Source organism: Microbacterium sp. zg.Y909, assembly GCF_024626565.1.
The window spans coordinates 1-13252 of record NZ_JANJFJ010000103.1; the positions used below are offsets into that span (position 1 = coordinate 1).

A 13252-nucleotide genomic window follows, 5' to 3' on the forward strand; every position below is an offset into this window, starting at 1 on the left:
AACGCGAGCACCTGCGCGGAGGCATCGTCGAGCCACTGCGCATCGTCGACGAGGCACAGCAGCGGCCGCTCCTCGGCCACTTCGGCCAGCAGGTTGAGGGTCGCGAGCCCGACGAGAAAACGGTCAGGGGGATCGCCCGCCTGCTGTCCCAACGCCACCCCCAGCGCGGTCTGCTGCGGTTCGGGCAGGGTGCTCGCGTGATGCAGCAGCGACGCGCACAACTGGTGCAGGCCGGCGAACGCGAACTGCGACTCCGACTCCACACCGACCGAGATCTCCACCCGGAACCCCGCGGATTGCGCGTCGGCGCGCGCGTGCTGAAGCAGCGCGGTCTTTCCGATGCCGGCCTCGCCGCGCACCACGAGCGCTCCGCTGTGCCCGCTTCGTGCCCGGGTGAGGAGCTTTTCGACCGCTTCGCGCTCGGCGTGCCGGCCGAGAAGATGCGTCACTGGGGCTCCCTTCGGGTGTTCGCCACCGTACTAGGTGATTGTCACCGACGCGAACAAATGCGGTCGCGGTCCGCGGAGTTTTCGTGTAGGGACGGCTACCGACGCGACGGTGGAGGCGCCGGTGCGAGCCTGACGGGACCATCCAAGGAAAGGGACCCCGATGAGCACCTCATCACCCGCGGCGGAGGTCGGCGCCGTCGTCCGACCGCCCACCGCACCGACGCCCGGCAGCCTGACCCGCGCACCTCTGGCGCGGGACGACGCCGACACGCATGACGCGGTTGCCGTCAGCCTGGCCGCAGCCCTCGCCGGCATCCTGCTGGGCGCACGCGCCGGCATCCCGCGCTAGGAGCATCCGATGGCGTGGAGCACCCGCGAGCTCGCCGACCTGGCGGGCACGACCGTCAACACCATCCGGCACTATCACCGGCTCGGACTGCTCGACGAGCCCGATCGCCGCTACAACGGCTACAAGCAGTACGGAGTGCGCCACCTGGTGCGCCTGCTGCGCATCCGCCGCCTGGCGCAGCTGGGCGTGCCGCTGGCGCAGGTGGGCCCGGTGGGAGCGGGCGACGAGAACGCGCCCGACGCGCTGCGCGCGGTGGATGCGGAACTGGCGGCGAACATCGCGCGCCTGCAGCAGGCGCGCGCCGACATCGCGGCGATCCTTCGCGACGACGCGCCGGCCGACGCCCCCGCCGGATTCGCGTCGGTCGCGGCGCACCTGTCCGAGGCGGACCGTTCGATCATCCACATCTACACGCGGCTCTACGACGACGACGCGCTGGCGGACCTGCGCCGCATGGTCGAAGTGGATGCCGAGTCCGGCGCCGTCGGCGATGAGGTCAGCGCCCTGCCGGCCGAGGCCGACGAGGCGACCCGCCAGCGGCTCGCCGAGCGGCTCGCGCCCACCCTGGCCCGCAACCTCATCGACTACCCATGGCTCACCGACCCTGCCGCACGCGTCTCCCGCGGCACCCGCGGCGCCCGCGTGACGCATCAGACGTTCGTCGAAGCGGTGGCGGAGCTCTACAACCCCGCCCAGATCGACGTGCTCACCCGCGCCGGCCTGCTCGCGCAGGAGCGCGTGCGGGCGAGCGCCCACCCCGACGACTTGACCCTGTTCTGACAACAGGTGATCTCCTTACCCTCCGCCCACCACAACAGAAAAAGGAAATGCCATGAACTTCGTGCAAGAACTCATCCTCAACCTGCAAGAGCTCGCCACTCAGGTGCCCGCTCTCGTCAAACCCCTCATCGTCGCGCTCGCCGCCGCGATCCCCATGGTCGAGGGCGAGGTGGGGTCGGTGATCGGCATGGTCGGCGGAATGCACCCGCTCGCTGCGGCAGCCGCCGCGGTTGCGGGCAACTTCCTCACCGTGCTCATCATCGTGCTGCTCACCTCGCGGGCACGCACCGCCGTCGTCGCCCGCAGCACAGCGCGGGTCGGCGCGAGCGCGGGCACCTCGTCTCTCTCGACTCTCGAGGACGATGGGGATGCCGCGGTCATCGTGCCGCCGGCATCCGCCAAGCCCGAGTCGAAGGGGCGCCAGCGCGTCATGACGTGGCTCGTTCGCTTCGGCGTGCCGGGTGCGAGCATTCTTGGACCCCTCGCGATCCCGACCCAGTTCACCTCGGCGATGCTCGTCGCCGCCGGGACCTCGCGGAGGTGGGTGCTGCTCTGGCAGGCCGTCGCTATCGTCCTCTGGACGACGGTGACCACGGTCGGGTTCTGGCTCGCCCTCACCTACGTCGTGGGGGTGTGACGCGGCGATGGCTTCGCAATCCGACGAGCCGCTGGACGGCGGAATGGCCTGGAGCGGTAAGCGCCGCCCCTCTGGCCATTCCGCCGCCGGCGACGGACACCCGCTGCCGCCTTATCGCTGGTGGCAGTCCTTCGCGCGCTCCCTTTTTCATCTCCGCCTCATCGATCCCGGCGGTCGACTCCAGACGTGGTCGGTCGACGTGCGGCACGGGGGAGACGACGACGGCGTGGTGTGGGCCGACCTCTACCGCGACGGGCGCCATGCCGGCCGGTCGCGGCTTCCGGGGGCATTCCCGGTGTCGGGCGGGCGCATCGAGGTCGTGACCAGCGGCTTCGGGCTGCGCCGCGCGCACTACGTCGCGTACGACGGCTCCGCACGGCAGCTGACCCCCGACCCGGCGTCCGCTGAGGGCCGGCGCGCACGGCTGGATCGGACCGCCCCGGCGCTCAGCCACGCGATCAGCGCCGCCTCGCTGATCGTGCTCGTCGTGGCTCTGGCCCTCGCGGTGCCGCAGCTCATCGAGACCGTCACGCAGTTCCCGCTGATCGCGGAGCGGATCGGCACATTCGTCAGTCCCATCCGGCTGCCGGCGTGGCTGAACATCTCGCTCGTCGTGGCAGGCCTCGCGGCCAGCACGGAACGCGCGCTGCGGCTGCGCTACAACCGCATCCTCGACGGAGGGCTGTTCGATGGCGATGAATAGGCCGGGCGGCGGCTCGCTGGTGCCGTCGTCGCGCGCGGTGGTGCCCGGTCACCGTGCGGCGGTTCCACGGAGGGATGACATGCCCCTGCCTCAGCCGAGCGACATCGATGTGCGGCCGATCTTCTCGGTCGATCTGACGCACCTCGTCACCGCCGGGCTCGAGGGCGCGGTGGTGGTTGACGGACAGCCGGGCTGACCGGGCTCCCTACGCCATCGAGGCAGGCGCAGCCGCCTCCAGTGAGGGCATCCCTGTCCGCCTCCGGCGTATCGCTCGCCCGCCTCCGCGAGTACCGTGATGCCCGCCAGGTTCCCGTCCGCGACGACGGCGCCGGATGCTGCAGAAGGGGTCTTGCGATGGACGAGTCGACGAACGCGCCGGCGGGCATTTCCGCTGCGGAGTTCCACCGTGCCCCCGACGTCGCGGAGTGGCGGGTCACCGAGTCCGGACCGCACGCCGTCTTCACCGCGACGTCGCTGGCGCAGGCTGCCGAGCTCATCGGCCCGATCGTCGCCGCGGCCGAACGCTTCGGCATCCTGCCCGATGTCGACCTGCGGCCCGAAGGCGTCGTCGTGCGCGTGCCCGACCGCACGCAGCAGGGCATTCCCGCGGCCGCTGCCCAGTTCGCCGCCGCGGTCTCGCTCGCCGCCGCCGAACGGGGACTGATCGCCGACCCGGCGCTGGCCCAGTCGGTCGGCATCTACGTGGCACAGCACTCGCAGGTCGACGTGCGGCCGTTCTTCCTGGCGGCGCTCGGCTACGAGCCGCTCGGCGAGACGGATGCCATCGACCCCCTGCGCTGCGGCCCGCAGCTGGCGTTCAATCCGATCACCGGGGACACCCCGGCGCGCGGGCGCACGCACTTCGACGTCTTCGTTCCCGCCGATCAGGCGCAGGCGCGGGTGGATGCCGCGCTCGCCGCAGGTGGCCGCCTGGTCGATGACACCCAGGCGCCGGCGTGGTGGTCGCTGGCCTCCCCGGACAACCACGGCGTCGACATCGCGTCGTGGACCGACACCTCCGGGTGAGGGTGGGTCAGTCCGCCAGTGCCTCCCGCAGCAGCTCGATGGCCTTCGGGCCCACTCCGTGAAGCGTCGCGATGTGATCCAGACCCACGCGTCGCACATCGTCCATCGTGCGGATCTGAGCCTGCGCCAGGGCACGGCCTGCGGGTTCGCCGATCTTCGGGAGGTCCATGCGGTGGACCCTATCCCCGACGGGGCCCGGCGGGCACCTGCCGGATGACGGCGGCCCGCCTTGCGGATCGCAGAGACGGGCCGCCGCTCAGTGCGCGGTGTCAGTCGAAGACGACGGTCACCTTGTCCGCCGCGCCGGGCGTGGCCGCGAGTTCGAGTGCCTCGAGCGTCTGCTCGAACGGGAACCGGTGGCTGATGATCTTGGCGTACTTCTCGTGGTTCTCGACGATGTCGTCGGTCACCTCGAAGATCTCGGTGGTGCTCATGGCCATCGGTGAGCGTGTGACCTCAGACTGGGCCGCTGCCCCCGAGGTGAGCGAGCCGCTCGACACGGTCATGGCACGGCGGCTGCATCCGTTCGTGGAGGCGCTGCGACCGCTGCTCGGGTGACGCGCGACCGGCTGCCCGTCGGCATCCCCCTCGATAATGGACGGATGGAGTCGTGGGAGCTGCACGAGTGGTTCGCGGACTACGTCGACGCGCTCAATCGCCACGACCTCAAGGCCATCCGGTCGTTCCTCGACCCGGCGGTGCGTCGAGCACACCTTCCGGGAGGGGCCGACGCGTGGATCGAGGATCTCGCCGATCTCTTCCACGCCTTTCCGGACTGGCGCTGGCGCCGCATCCAGCTCGTCGTCGAAGACGACCGCGTCGCCGCGCACCTGCGCGGCAGCGGCACCCACCAGGGCGCCTTCCGGGGCATCGCGGCGACGCGTCGTCACGTCAACGTGGCGGAGTTCGCCTTCTACCGCGTGGCCAACGGGCGGATCGTCGAGGCCGCGGGCAGCGGTGACACCGAACTGCTCGCCCAGCTGCGCGGGGAGTGAATCGGCACCAGGCGGCCTCGACGCCCGCGGACCCCGTTGCTACCGTGTGGCCGTGACGCACCCCCCGTCGGACAGCAAGACACCCGAAGCGGCGGCTCGGGCTCCGAACGCCATCACCGTGCGCGGCGCCCGAGTTCACAATCTGAAGAACATCGACGTCACCGTGCCGCTGGGTAATTTCGTCGCGATCGCGGGCGTCTCGGGTTCGGGCAAGTCGTCGCTCGCTCTCGGCGTGCTGTACGCCGAGGGGTCGAGGCGGTATCTGGAGGCCCTGTCCACCTACACGCGCCGGCGGCTGACTCAGGCGGCGCACGCGGCGGTCGACAGTGTCGAGCACGTGCCCGCGGCGCTCGCGTTGCGGCAGCGGCCCGGCATCCCCGGAGTGCGCAGCACGTTCGGCACGTCCACGGAGCTGCTCAACACCCTGCGGCTGCTGTTCTCGCGGTTGGGATGCCACCGGTGTCCCAACGGGCACCACCTGGAGCCGACGATGAACGTCGCGCTGGACCTGCCGCTGACCTGCCCGGAGTGCGGCGCGGTGTTCGGGCCGCCGAGCGCGGAGTCGTTCGCGTTCAACAGCGAGGGCGCCTGCCCGCGCTGCGCCGGCACCGGGTCGGTGCGAGAGGTCGACGACGACGCCCTCGTGCCCGATCCCTCCCGGACCATCGACGAGGGTGCGGTCGCGCCGTGGTCGATGTTCGGACTCGCGGCGATGCGGAAGGTCGCCGCGGAACTCGGGGTGCGCACCGATGTGCCGTTCTCTGAGCTGACGCCGGAGGAGCGGCGCGTCGTTTTCGAGGGGCCGCCGGTCAAGCGGGTCATCCTGTACCCGGCGAAGAACGGCAAGCTCTTCGAACTGAACGCCAGTTACCGCAACGCCCGCCAGTCGGTGGAAGAGGCTGTGAAGAAGGCCACCACCACGAAGGGGCTCGAGCGTGTGGACAGGTTCCTCAGCGTGCAGACCTGCCCCGAGTGCCACGGCACCCGCCTGAACGAGCAGGCCCGCTCCAGCCTGGTCGAGGGCATCAACCTCGCCGAGGCCACGGCCAAGACCCTCGACGACCTGGCCGGGTGGGTGCCGACGATCCCCGCCACCATGCCCGAGCCGATGGTGCCGATGGCGCAGAGCATCGTCGGCCAGTTCGTCGACACCGCCCAGCGACTGATCGAACTCGGGCTGGGCTACCTCACGCTCGACCGTGCGTCCTCCACGCTGTCGACCGGCGAACGGCAACGGGTCGCGCTGTCGCGCGCGGTGCGCAGCCGCACCACGGGCGTGCTCTACGTGCTGGACGAACCCTCGATCGGGCTGCATCCCGCCAACGTCGACGGTCTGCTCGCCGTCATCGAGAGCCTCTTGGCCGACGGCAACTCGGTCGTCGTGGTCGACCATGATGTGCAGCTGCTGCGCCACGCGGACTGGTTCATCGAGATCGGCCCCGGCTCCGGACGAGACGGCGGCACCATCATCGCCGAAGGGACCCTCGAGGCCCTGGAGCAGAGCACAACGTCGCTCCTCGGCGGGTTCCTCGCCGACCGCGAGGACATCCTCGTCCGCTGCCGACCCGGCGAGGCCGAGGTGTTCGCGTCGCTCGGCGGCATCCGCCTGCAGACCGCGCCTCTGCACACCGTGCACGCCCTCGACCTCCGCATCCCGCGGGGCCGTCTCACCGCTGTGACGGGCGTCTCCGGTTCGGGGAAGACCACGCTGGTGCTCGAGAGCCTGGTGCCGGCGCTGATCGCGCACGCGGCGAACCGGCCGCTGCCCGAACACATCCGGATGATCGAGCCGGACGGCATCACGCGTGTCAACGTCGTGGACGCGTCGCCCATCGGCATCAACGTGCGCTCGACCGTCGCCACGTACAGCGGCGTGCTCGACGACCTGCGGCGCGCGTATGCCGCGACCCCTGCGGCGAAGGAGCGGGGCCTCACGGCCGGTGACTTCTCGTACAACACCGGCAGCCTGCGCTGCCCCACCTGCGACGGGACCGGACAGATCCAGCTCGATGTGCAGTTCCTGCCCGACGTCGACATCGTCTGCCCCGACTGCAACGGCTCCCGGTACGCGCCTGCGGCCGATGCGATGGGCCGCATCCCACAGGGAAGCAGCGAGGGCGACGGGCTCACGCTGCCGCAGCTGCTCGGCTGCACGGTCGCCCAGGCCATCGAGCACACCGACGATCTGAAGAACGTCCGCTCCCGCCTGCAGACCCTCGTCGACCTGGGCCTCGGCTACCTCGCGCTCGGTGAGGCGACCCCGGGGCTCTCGGGAGGCGAGGCCCAGCGACTGAAGCTGGCCACCGAACTCGGCCGCGATCAGCATGACGCGCTGTTCGTTCTGGACGAACCGAGCATCGGTCTGCACCCGCTCGACGTGCGGGTGCTGCTCGGCGTGCTGCAGCGGCTGGTCGACAACGGCGCGACCGTCGTCTTCATCGAGCACGACCTCGACATGATCGCCAACGCCGACTTCGTGATCGACATGGGTCCGGGCGGCGGCGTGCGCGGCGGACGCATCACCGTGAGCGGCACCCCCGAGCAGATCGCCCACAGCGCCGACAGCGTCACCGGGCGGTATCTGCGGGAGGTGCTCGCCCGCCGCAGCTAACCTCACGACCGGCTACACCGAGGCGGATGCCGCACCAGCTGCCACTCCAACGAGCGCGGCGGAGGCCGGGTCGCCTCGCCCACAGCCTCAGCGATCTGCAGCCGGCGCGCGGAAGTCCGGATACAGCAGCTCGCGGACGCGATTCGGGTCGGCGTCTGCGTCGAGGCCGAGGTCTGCGTGGTTCATCGTCCGCCCACGCCAGCGGGCTGAGGATGCCGGGCCAGACCGGGGGTCGCGTCAGCTGGCGCTCGGCGCCGCGCCGTGCAGGAACAGCTCCACGACGCGACGCGCGTAGTCCCCGTCGCTGCCGTCGCCGGCGCGGCAGAGATGCAGGAACGCGTTCATGAGAAAGCCCGGACTGCCCGTCACGTCGCCGTCGTCCACGGCGCGGGAGAACAACGCGACGACCGGGTCCAGGATCGACGCGGCATAGCGCCGCATGACCTCGGTGCGGGTCGACTCCGAGACGTGGTCGAGTGCATCGTAGATGCGCTGCTCGAACGACACGGCCCCGGCGTGCTGGTCGGCGGATGCTGCAGCGAGGGCGATCAGCTTCCCCTCGAATCCCCCGGGTGCCGCGATGGCCTGCGTTACACGGGCGCCCAGATCATCGCTGTACCGCAGGGCGACCTCGGCGTACATCTGCTCCTTGCCGCCGGGAAAGTGGTGGTACATGGACGCCTTTTGGATGCCGGCGGTCGCCGCGACGCCGGCGAGCGAGACACCGGGGTAGCCGGCGGTCGCGAGCTGCTGCGCGAAAGCATTCAGGATCAGGTCGCGGGTTCCGGGATCGGGGGTCATCGGTTTCTCCGAGCGTGTGCGGATGCGAGGGCGCAAGAGGCGATCCCCGCGAGGATCAGCGTAACCAGCGCCGCCAGCGCGATCGGCAGCGCGGTGACCGTGGCTGCGCGTTCGAGCTGACGTGCGGCGTCGATGACGTAGGTGAGCGGGTTGACCGTGGCGATCGTCCGCATCCAGGGGGTGAGCTCGTCGACGGGGGCGAAGACGCCGGTGAAGAACGACAGCCCGAAGACGGCGAGGGGAACCAGTCCCGTGCTGGCCGCGGACCGGGTGCGGATCGCCACCGCGATGCTGAGCAGCGCGATGCCCAGCGCCAGCGCCGTGAGCAGGCCGGCCATCGCGGCCACGCCGAGAGTGCTGTGCGGGCGGTACCCGATGGCCGCCGCCCCGGCGATGGTGACGGCCGTCTGCAGCATCACCGTCGCGAGCGCGGCGACCACGGCGCCCGCGAGGAAGGGTGCGTTCGAACCGTGTGCCAGGCGCAGCCGGTCGAGGTAGCCGGTGTCGAGGTCGCGGAGCACGAGGGTGCCGGCGGCCCCGGCGCCCGTCGCGGCGCCCGTGAGCAGGATCAGCGGCAGCAGGAACGCGATGAACCCGCCGCTCCCGAGATAACCGTCACCGACGGTCCCGAGCTGCCCGGCGTAGACGATGAGGAAGAACAGCGACTGGGCGAGCGGGGAGATGAGCAGGGCGGGCGAGCGCACGATGGCGCGCGTGGAGCGGGCGACGGCCGCGGCATAGACGGCGAGTGCGGACCGTACAGTGACGCCGGCAGCGGGGAGGCGAGTGACGAGGTCATGGTGATTCTCTCAGGGGGGTCAGCGGGCGGCGAGGGCAAGGAAGACATCGTCGAGCGACGGTTCGCTCATACTGAGCGCGGTGGGGGAGCCGGCGAAGCCGGCGAGCTCCGTCAGGGCTGTGTTGAGCGCGGGCATGCCGGCCGCGGCATCCGCCCCAGTGGTGAGCGCGAGCCGCACCCTGCGCTCGTCGGTCGGGTCTGCGATGAAGGGCGTGCTCAGGCTCGACAGCAGACGCTGCGCCTCTGCCGGCGCAGCGAACTCCAGCGTGAGGGTGCGCTCGCCGACGCGGTGCTTGAGGGCGGCGGAGGAGTCGTGCGCGACGACGCGCCCCTCGCGCAGCACCACGATGCCGGTGGCGAGCACGTCCGCCTCGTGCAGGTCCTGCGTGGAGATGATGAGCGTGTGACCCGCGTCGCTAAGCCGGGTGAGCTCGGCCCAGAAGTCCAGTCGGCTCACCGGGTCGAGCCCCGTCGTCGGCTCGTCGAGGATGACGATGCGCGGTTCGGCGAGCAGGGTGAGGGCCAGGTCGACCTTGCGGCGGGTTCCCGCCGAGAGCGTGCTGATGCGGGTGGTGCCGTTCTCCGCCAGGCCGAGCAGCTGCAGCAGTTCGTCCGCGCGGCGGGTCGTCTCGCGGCGCCCCAGCCCGAGCACAGCACCGTGGAACCGCAGCGCTTCGAGCGGCGTGGAGAGAGGGTCTAGGGCGTTCGCCTGCGGGGTGAGGCCGATCAGCCGGCGCACCTCCCGCAGATGCGTGCGCGCGTCGAGGCCGGCGATATGGACGGTGCCCGAGGTGGGGGTGCGCAGCGTCGCGATGATCTCGAGCAGGGTGGATTTACCGGCGCCGTTGTGACCGAGCACCATGGTGCGGCTGCGCAGCGGCACGGTGAGTTCGATGTCGGAGAGCACGGCGCGCTCGCCGTATTGCTTGGTCAGGCGGGTGAGGAGGACAGCGGAAGGCGAGGTCACGCAATCAGTCTACCTACCGATCGGTAGGGCGGTGTCGCGCGCCGCCGCGTCATCCTCCTGCGCGACGAACGTTCCCTGATGGAACCGCAGCCGTACGCGTCCGTCGGATTGCATCCACACGGACGAATGCCGGCTCGGCTGCCCGGGTCCGGTGATCGTGTAGGTGACCAGTGCCAGGTCCGGTGCGAGCTCCACTGCCTCCCACTCGTCGGTCACGACCGGGAGGGGGTGCTCGTGGGCGAGGGCCATCACGATATCGTCGCGAGACCAGCGCCGGCCGGACCGGCCCACCTCGACGAAGTCCGGGTGCAGCAGTTCCCGCACCCGCTTCGGATCGCGCCGGAGCTCAGGAGTCAGCATCGCCTCTTCGGCGGCGCGGGCGGATGTCAGAAGTGCGTTGCCCTGAGCCATCATGCGCCCCACGGTAGCGGCGATGACGACGGTCGTCCCGGGGGTGCCCCGGAGACGCCAGAATGAACCCATGCCCGCCGCCTATCGACCCGGATTGCGCGTCACGCCCGGGCTGACGATCGCGGAGTCGGAGCTGACCTGGCGGTTCTCACGCTCCTCTGGACCCGGTGGGCAGGGCGTGAACACCACAGACTCGCGGGTGGAGCTGGTATGGGATGCCGCCGGCTCGGCATCCCTGACCCCGCATCAGCGCGAGCGGATCCTCCAGCGGCTGTCGGGTCGTCTGATCGGGGGAGTGCTGACCATCACGGCATCCGAGCATCGCGCCCAGGTGCGCAACCGCGACGCCGCGCGCGAACGGCTGGCGGCGCTCGTCGCCGACGCACTGCGCCCACCGGCGCCATCCCGCCGTGCGACGAAGCCGACCCGGGGCGCGAAGGAGCGGCGCCTGACCGCGAAGAAGCAGCGCACCGACGTCAAGCGACTGCGCCGCCGGCCCGAGGACTGAAGGCGCCAAGGGGGTTAGTCGCCGTCGGCCCCTGCGCCGCCGACACCGCCGACGTCGACAGCCGACGGTTCCTCGTCGTGGGCGACGTGGGCCATGGTCACCTCGGTGGCGCCACCGGCGCGGAGATTCGCCGCGTCGAGCGCCCGCTGCAGGGCGAGATCCAGCTCGGAACCGGGCAGGATCTGTTCATCGCTGTTGGACACGGTGCCTCCTTCCCCGCACGGTACTGAGCGGCGTCGCCCTTCGGCAACCCTCGGTGCCGCCGGCGGTACCGGCGTCGCGGCCGGCAGCGCGCGAAACGCCAGCCCTTCTTCCTGTCGGTGCGGGGAGAGACGCTCGACGAGCAGGGATACTGGACGGCGCTCGCCGCCGGCGCATCGATCGTCGAGCCGCTTGCGGCGCCGCCGTGGAGTCCCGGCTTCGGCGTGCTCACCGACGCGTTCGGAGTGATCTGGGGCATCGACGTCACGGGCACCGACAGGGTGCCGAGTGAACGGATGACGCCACGCCCCTCGCGCGGTACCGTTCGGGAATGACCGACTACGTGCGGCCCAGCGTTGCGCCGCGGACCTTCACCGATGACACCGGGCGCCCGATCGCCTACGGCAACCGGTGGGCGCAGTCGCCGCCGTCGGATTCCTACTCCGTCGTGAGTAACCTGGAGCGTTTCGCGCCGCTGCAGGTCGTGGCCGACGCCCTCATCGCGTGGCTCGCAGAGACCTTCGATGTGGCCGTCGTCGAGGATCCCGCGGCATCGTCGGATCTGCTGCGCCTCCCGGCATCGGTGACGCGGGCGGTGCGGGTGACGCCGCGCGATGAGGATGCCGCGGTCCTCACCTTCGTGTTCACGGCCTTTCCCGGAGTGATCCTGCACGCGGGGCTGCTGCACGATTTTCCGTTCCCGGTGTGCGGGTGCGACGCCTGCGACGAGACGTGGGAGCGGGGCGCGGATGAGATGGAGTGGACGGTGCGCACCGTGGTCGAGGGCGGGTTCGCCGAGGGGATCGATCGGCGGCGCGAGCTGCCGGTGTACTTCTCGCTCGACGAGCCGGGCATCGCATCGTCTTCGGGATCGGGGCGTGCCGAGGACTATCCCGCCGACCGCCTGCTCGTCGCGGCGCCGCTCCTGCCGCGCGACGCGCTATGGGCGCCGTGGCCGTTTCTGGACGGCGAAGGCCCGTTCGCCGGCTGACGCCGCGAACGGGCCTTCGACCGTCGTCGACGCGTGTCGCGTGATCAGCGCACGATGGGGAGACCCGTCGCGTCGGAGGCCTGCGACACCGAGCCGAGGTCGGTGACGTCGGTAGGAGTCAGCAGCTGCAGCGGTCGGCGGGGGCGACCCCGGCGAGGGCTTCTTCGATGTGGTTGCCGCAACCGTCCCAGGTCGGCTTCAGGCAGCGGGGGCAGGTGACGCGTGCGCACATGGTGGTGTCTTTTCTTTCGGGCTGGGGATGGGTGGGATCAGCGGCCGAACAGGCGGGCGAAGAAGCCGCCGCGCTGGGCCTTCGACGCCGCGATCTGGTCCGCGGTGTGCGAGCCGTTGCACCAATCCGATGCCGGCACGCTGCGCTTCACGCTCTGCACGTGCTGGCCGCAGCCGGCCCAGGTCGTCTTGCCGCAGACGCGGCAGTTCACTGCTCGACACATGTCGTGTTGTTCCTTCGTTCGAGGGGGAGGGCTATACCCCCTGGGGTATCTCAAACATACCCCGTGGGGTATTGTGGATGTCAAATCGGCCGCCCCGAGGAAGGCTCCCCATGACTGACTCCACCGCCACCGCCACCGCGGCCGTCGTCGTCCACGACCCCGAGGCGCAGCGCAAGATCGCCAACCGGCTGCGCCGCGCGCATGGTCAGCTGGCCGCAGTGATCGCCGCCGTCGAGTCCGACGCCTCGTGCCGCGAGATCGTGCAGCAGCTCTCGGCCGTGTCGAAGGCGCTCGACCGCGCCGGGTTCCTCGTGATCTCCACCGCGCTCAAGGAGTGCCTGAACGACCCCGACGCCGAGGGTAGCTCGAACCCCGAGGAGCTGGAGAAGCTCTTCCTCTCGCTGGCCTGACGGCGGCGTCAGGCGGTCGCCGCCGCGTGCGTCGCGAGCCGCCGCAGCCCCTCATCGATGCTCACCGACGGCGCCCACGCGAGCGCCCGGCGGGTCTCGCGCTGGTCGAACCAGTGCGCGGTCGACAGCTGCTCGGCCAGGAACCGCGTCATGGGCGGC

19 protein-coding genes and 2 pseudogenes are annotated in these 13252 nt (G+C 70.9%); 11 read left to right on the forward strand and 10 right to left on the reverse strand.

Annotated elements, in window-relative coordinates; translation table 11 throughout:
• Window positions 1-449, reverse strand: a 449-nt coding sequence (locus NQ160_RS09530; protein WP_257514989.1) for an ATP-binding protein, incomplete at its 3' end; no start/stop codon positions are given.
• Between the two features lie 160 nt (window positions 450-609).
• Between NQ160_RS09530 and NQ160_RS09535 the strand changes: the two genes are divergently transcribed.
• The 5 genes from NQ160_RS09535 to NQ160_RS09555 all read left to right on the forward strand — a co-directional run bounded on the left by NQ160_RS09535 (window position 610) and on the right by NQ160_RS09555 (window position 3944).
• The gene (locus NQ160_RS09535; RefSeq protein WP_257514991.1) at window positions 610-798 is read left to right on the forward strand and encodes a hypothetical protein; all 189 of its coding nucleotides are present in this window, start codon (window positions 610-612) and stop codon (window positions 796-798) included.
• A 9-nt stretch (window positions 799-807) separates the two neighbouring features.
• Window positions 808-1578, forward strand: coding sequence for a MerR family transcriptional regulator (locus NQ160_RS09540; RefSeq protein WP_257514993.1), 771 nt, complete (start codon window positions 808-810; stop codon window positions 1576-1578).
• A gap of 52 nt (window positions 1579-1630) precedes the next feature.
• Window positions 1631-2215, forward strand: a complete 585-nt coding sequence (locus NQ160_RS09545; RefSeq protein ID WP_257514994.1) for a small multidrug efflux protein — start codon at window positions 1631-1633, stop codon at window positions 2213-2215.
• A 7-nt stretch (window positions 2216-2222) separates the two neighbouring features.
• Window positions 2223-2918 (forward strand): hypothetical protein, encoded by a 696-nt coding sequence (locus NQ160_RS09550; RefSeq protein WP_257514995.1) that lies wholly within the window; start codon window positions 2223-2225, stop codon window positions 2916-2918.
• 354 nt (window positions 2919-3272) lie between these two features.
• Entirely contained in the window at window positions 3273-3944 is a 672-nt protein-coding gene (locus NQ160_RS09555; RefSeq protein ID WP_257514997.1) for a VOC family protein, read from the forward strand.
• 7 nt (window positions 3945-3951) lie between these two features.
• Here NQ160_RS09555 and NQ160_RS09560 read toward each other — a convergent pair whose 3' ends face one another.
• Window positions 3952-4113, reverse strand: coding sequence for a helix-hairpin-helix domain-containing protein (locus tag NQ160_RS09560; RefSeq protein WP_257514998.1), 162 nt, complete (start codon window positions 4111-4113; stop codon window positions 3952-3954).
• Between the two features lie 100 nt (window positions 4114-4213).
• Window positions 4214-4378 (reverse strand): hypothetical protein, encoded by a 165-nt coding sequence (locus NQ160_RS09565; protein ID WP_257514999.1) that lies wholly within the window; start codon window positions 4376-4378, stop codon window positions 4214-4216.
• Window positions 4379-4546: 168 nt separating this feature from the next.
• Here NQ160_RS09565 and NQ160_RS09570 point away from each other — a divergent pair, with 168 nt between their 5' ends.
• Together NQ160_RS09570 and NQ160_RS09575 are read left to right on the forward strand one after the other, a co-directional pair.
• On the forward strand, window positions 4547-4939 hold the full coding sequence (locus tag NQ160_RS09570; protein ID WP_257515000.1) for an ester cyclase: 393 nt from the start codon (window positions 4547-4549) through the stop codon (window positions 4937-4939).
• 52 nt (window positions 4940-4991) lie between these two features.
• Window positions 4992-7550 carry an excinuclease ABC subunit UvrA gene (locus NQ160_RS09575; RefSeq protein ID WP_257515001.1) on the forward strand — a complete coding sequence of 853 codons (2559 nt, stop codon included), beginning with the start codon at window positions 4992-4994 and terminating at the stop codon, window positions 7548-7550.
• Window positions 7551-7787: 237 nt separating this feature from the next.
• On the opposite strand, the gene NQ160_RS09580 is transcribed toward NQ160_RS09575, so the two are convergent.
• From NQ160_RS09580 to NQ160_RS09595, 4 genes and pseudogenes are all read right to left on the reverse strand, one after another.
• Window positions 7788-8351 (reverse strand): TetR/AcrR family transcriptional regulator, encoded by a 564-nt coding sequence (locus tag NQ160_RS09580; protein WP_257515003.1) that lies wholly within the window; start codon window positions 8349-8351, stop codon window positions 7788-7790.
• Window positions 8348-9073: pseudogene (locus NQ160_RS09585) on the reverse strand (ABC transporter permease); the annotation flags it as partial. The gene NQ160_RS09580 and the pseudogene NQ160_RS09585, both read right to left, overlap by 4 nt.
• 96 nt (window positions 9074-9169) lie before the next feature.
• Window positions 9170-10117: an ABC transporter ATP-binding protein gene (locus tag NQ160_RS09590; RefSeq protein WP_257515005.1), complete on the reverse strand. Its 948-nt coding sequence runs from the start codon at window positions 10115-10117 to the stop codon at window positions 9170-9172.
• 9 nt (window positions 10118-10126) lie between these two features.
• The gene (locus NQ160_RS09595; RefSeq protein WP_257515006.1) at window positions 10127-10600 is read right to left on the reverse strand and encodes a nuclear transport factor 2 family protein; all 474 of its coding nucleotides are present in this window, start codon (window positions 10598-10600) and stop codon (window positions 10127-10129) included.
• On the opposite strand from NQ160_RS09595, the gene arfB reads away from it, so the two are divergent.
• Window positions 10599-11036: an alternative ribosome rescue aminoacyl-tRNA hydrolase ArfB gene (gene arfB, locus NQ160_RS09600; RefSeq protein ID WP_257515007.1), complete on the forward strand. Its 438-nt coding sequence runs from the start codon at window positions 10599-10601 to the stop codon at window positions 11034-11036. The two genes, NQ160_RS09595 and arfB, sit on opposite strands and share 2 nt — an antisense overlap.
• A 14-nt stretch (window positions 11037-11050) precedes the next feature.
• Here arfB and NQ160_RS09605 read toward each other — a convergent pair whose 3' ends face one another.
• On the reverse strand, window positions 11051-11239 hold the full coding sequence (locus NQ160_RS09605) for a hypothetical protein (protein WP_257515008.1): 189 nt from the start codon (window positions 11237-11239) through the stop codon (window positions 11051-11053).
• A gap of 117 nt (window positions 11240-11356) precedes the next feature.
• Here NQ160_RS09605 and NQ160_RS09610 point away from each other — a divergent pair, with 117 nt between their 5' ends.
• Both NQ160_RS09610 and NQ160_RS09615 read left to right on the forward strand, forming a co-directional pair.
• The gene (locus NQ160_RS09610) at window positions 11357-11572 is read left to right on the forward strand and encodes a hypothetical protein (RefSeq protein WP_306852970.1); all 216 of its coding nucleotides are present in this window, start codon (window positions 11357-11359) and stop codon (window positions 11570-11572) included.
• On the forward strand, window positions 11569-12228 hold the full coding sequence (locus tag NQ160_RS09615) for a DUF6226 family protein (protein WP_257515010.1): 660 nt from the start codon (window positions 11569-11571) through the stop codon (window positions 12226-12228). The genes NQ160_RS09610 and NQ160_RS09615 overlap by 4 nt, the downstream gene beginning before the upstream one ends.
• 269 nt (window positions 12229-12497) lie before the next feature.
• Here the strand turns inward: NQ160_RS09615 and NQ160_RS09620 are convergent, their stop codons facing one another.
• On the reverse strand, window positions 12498-12683 hold the full coding sequence (locus NQ160_RS09620) for a hypothetical protein (RefSeq protein WP_257515011.1): 186 nt from the start codon (window positions 12681-12683) through the stop codon (window positions 12498-12500).
• 110 nt (window positions 12684-12793) lie between these two features.
• Here NQ160_RS09620 and NQ160_RS09625 point away from each other — a divergent pair, with 110 nt between their 5' ends.
• Complete coding sequence (locus NQ160_RS09625; RefSeq protein ID WP_257515012.1) at window positions 12794-13093, forward strand: metal-sensitive transcriptional regulator; 300 nt, start codon at window positions 12794-12796, stop codon at window positions 13091-13093.
• A gap of 8 nt (window positions 13094-13101) precedes the next feature.
• Here the strand turns inward: NQ160_RS09625 and NQ160_RS09630 are convergent.
• Window positions 13102-13252, reverse strand: a pseudogene (locus tag NQ160_RS09630) (NAD-dependent epimerase/dehydratase family protein); the annotation flags it as partial.

Coding starts and splice junctions, on each gene's coding strand:
- NQ160_RS09625 (WP_257515012.1), top strand. CDS start 12,794: ATGACTGACTCCACCGCCACCGCCACCGCGGCCGTCGTCGTCCACGAC.
- NQ160_RS09545 (WP_257514994.1), top strand. CDS start 1,631: ATGAACTTCGTGCAAGAACTCATCCTCAACCTGCAAGAGCTCGCCACT.
- NQ160_RS09535 (WP_257514991.1), top strand. CDS start 610: ATGAGCACCTCATCACCCGCGGCGGAGGTCGGCGCCGTCGTCCGACCG.
- NQ160_RS09555 (WP_257514997.1), top strand. CDS start 3,273: ATGGACGAGTCGACGAACGCGCCGGCGGGCATTTCCGCTGCGGAGTTC.
- arfB (WP_257515007.1), top strand. CDS start 10,599: ATGCCCGCCGCCTATCGACCCGGATTGCGCGTCACGCCCGGGCTGACG.
- NQ160_RS09550 (WP_257514995.1), top strand. CDS start 2,223: ATGGCTTCGCAATCCGACGAGCCGCTGGACGGCGGAATGGCCTGGAGC.
- NQ160_RS09560 (WP_257514998.1), bottom strand. CDS start 4,113: ATGGACCTCCCGAAGATCGGCGAACCCGCAGGCCGTGCCCTGGCGCAG.
- NQ160_RS09620 (WP_257515011.1), bottom strand. CDS start 12,683: ATGTGTCGAGCAGTGAACTGCCGCGTCTGCGGCAAGACGACCTGGGCC.
- NQ160_RS09565 (WP_257514999.1), bottom strand. CDS start 4,378: ATGAGCACCACCGAGATCTTCGAGGTGACCGACGACATCGTCGAGAAC.
- NQ160_RS09595 (WP_257515006.1), bottom strand. CDS start 10,600: ATGGGTTCATTCTGGCGTCTCCGGGGCACCCCCGGGACGACCGTCGTC.
- NQ160_RS09570 (WP_257515000.1), top strand. CDS start 4,547: ATGGAGTCGTGGGAGCTGCACGAGTGGTTCGCGGACTACGTCGACGCG.
- NQ160_RS09540 (WP_257514993.1), top strand. CDS start 808: ATGGCGTGGAGCACCCGCGAGCTCGCCGACCTGGCGGGCACGACCGTC.
- NQ160_RS09580 (WP_257515003.1), bottom strand. CDS start 8,351: ATGACCCCCGATCCCGGAACCCGCGACCTGATCCTGAATGCTTTCGCG.
- NQ160_RS09615 (WP_257515010.1), top strand. CDS start 11,569: ATGACCGACTACGTGCGGCCCAGCGTTGCGCCGCGGACCTTCACCGAT.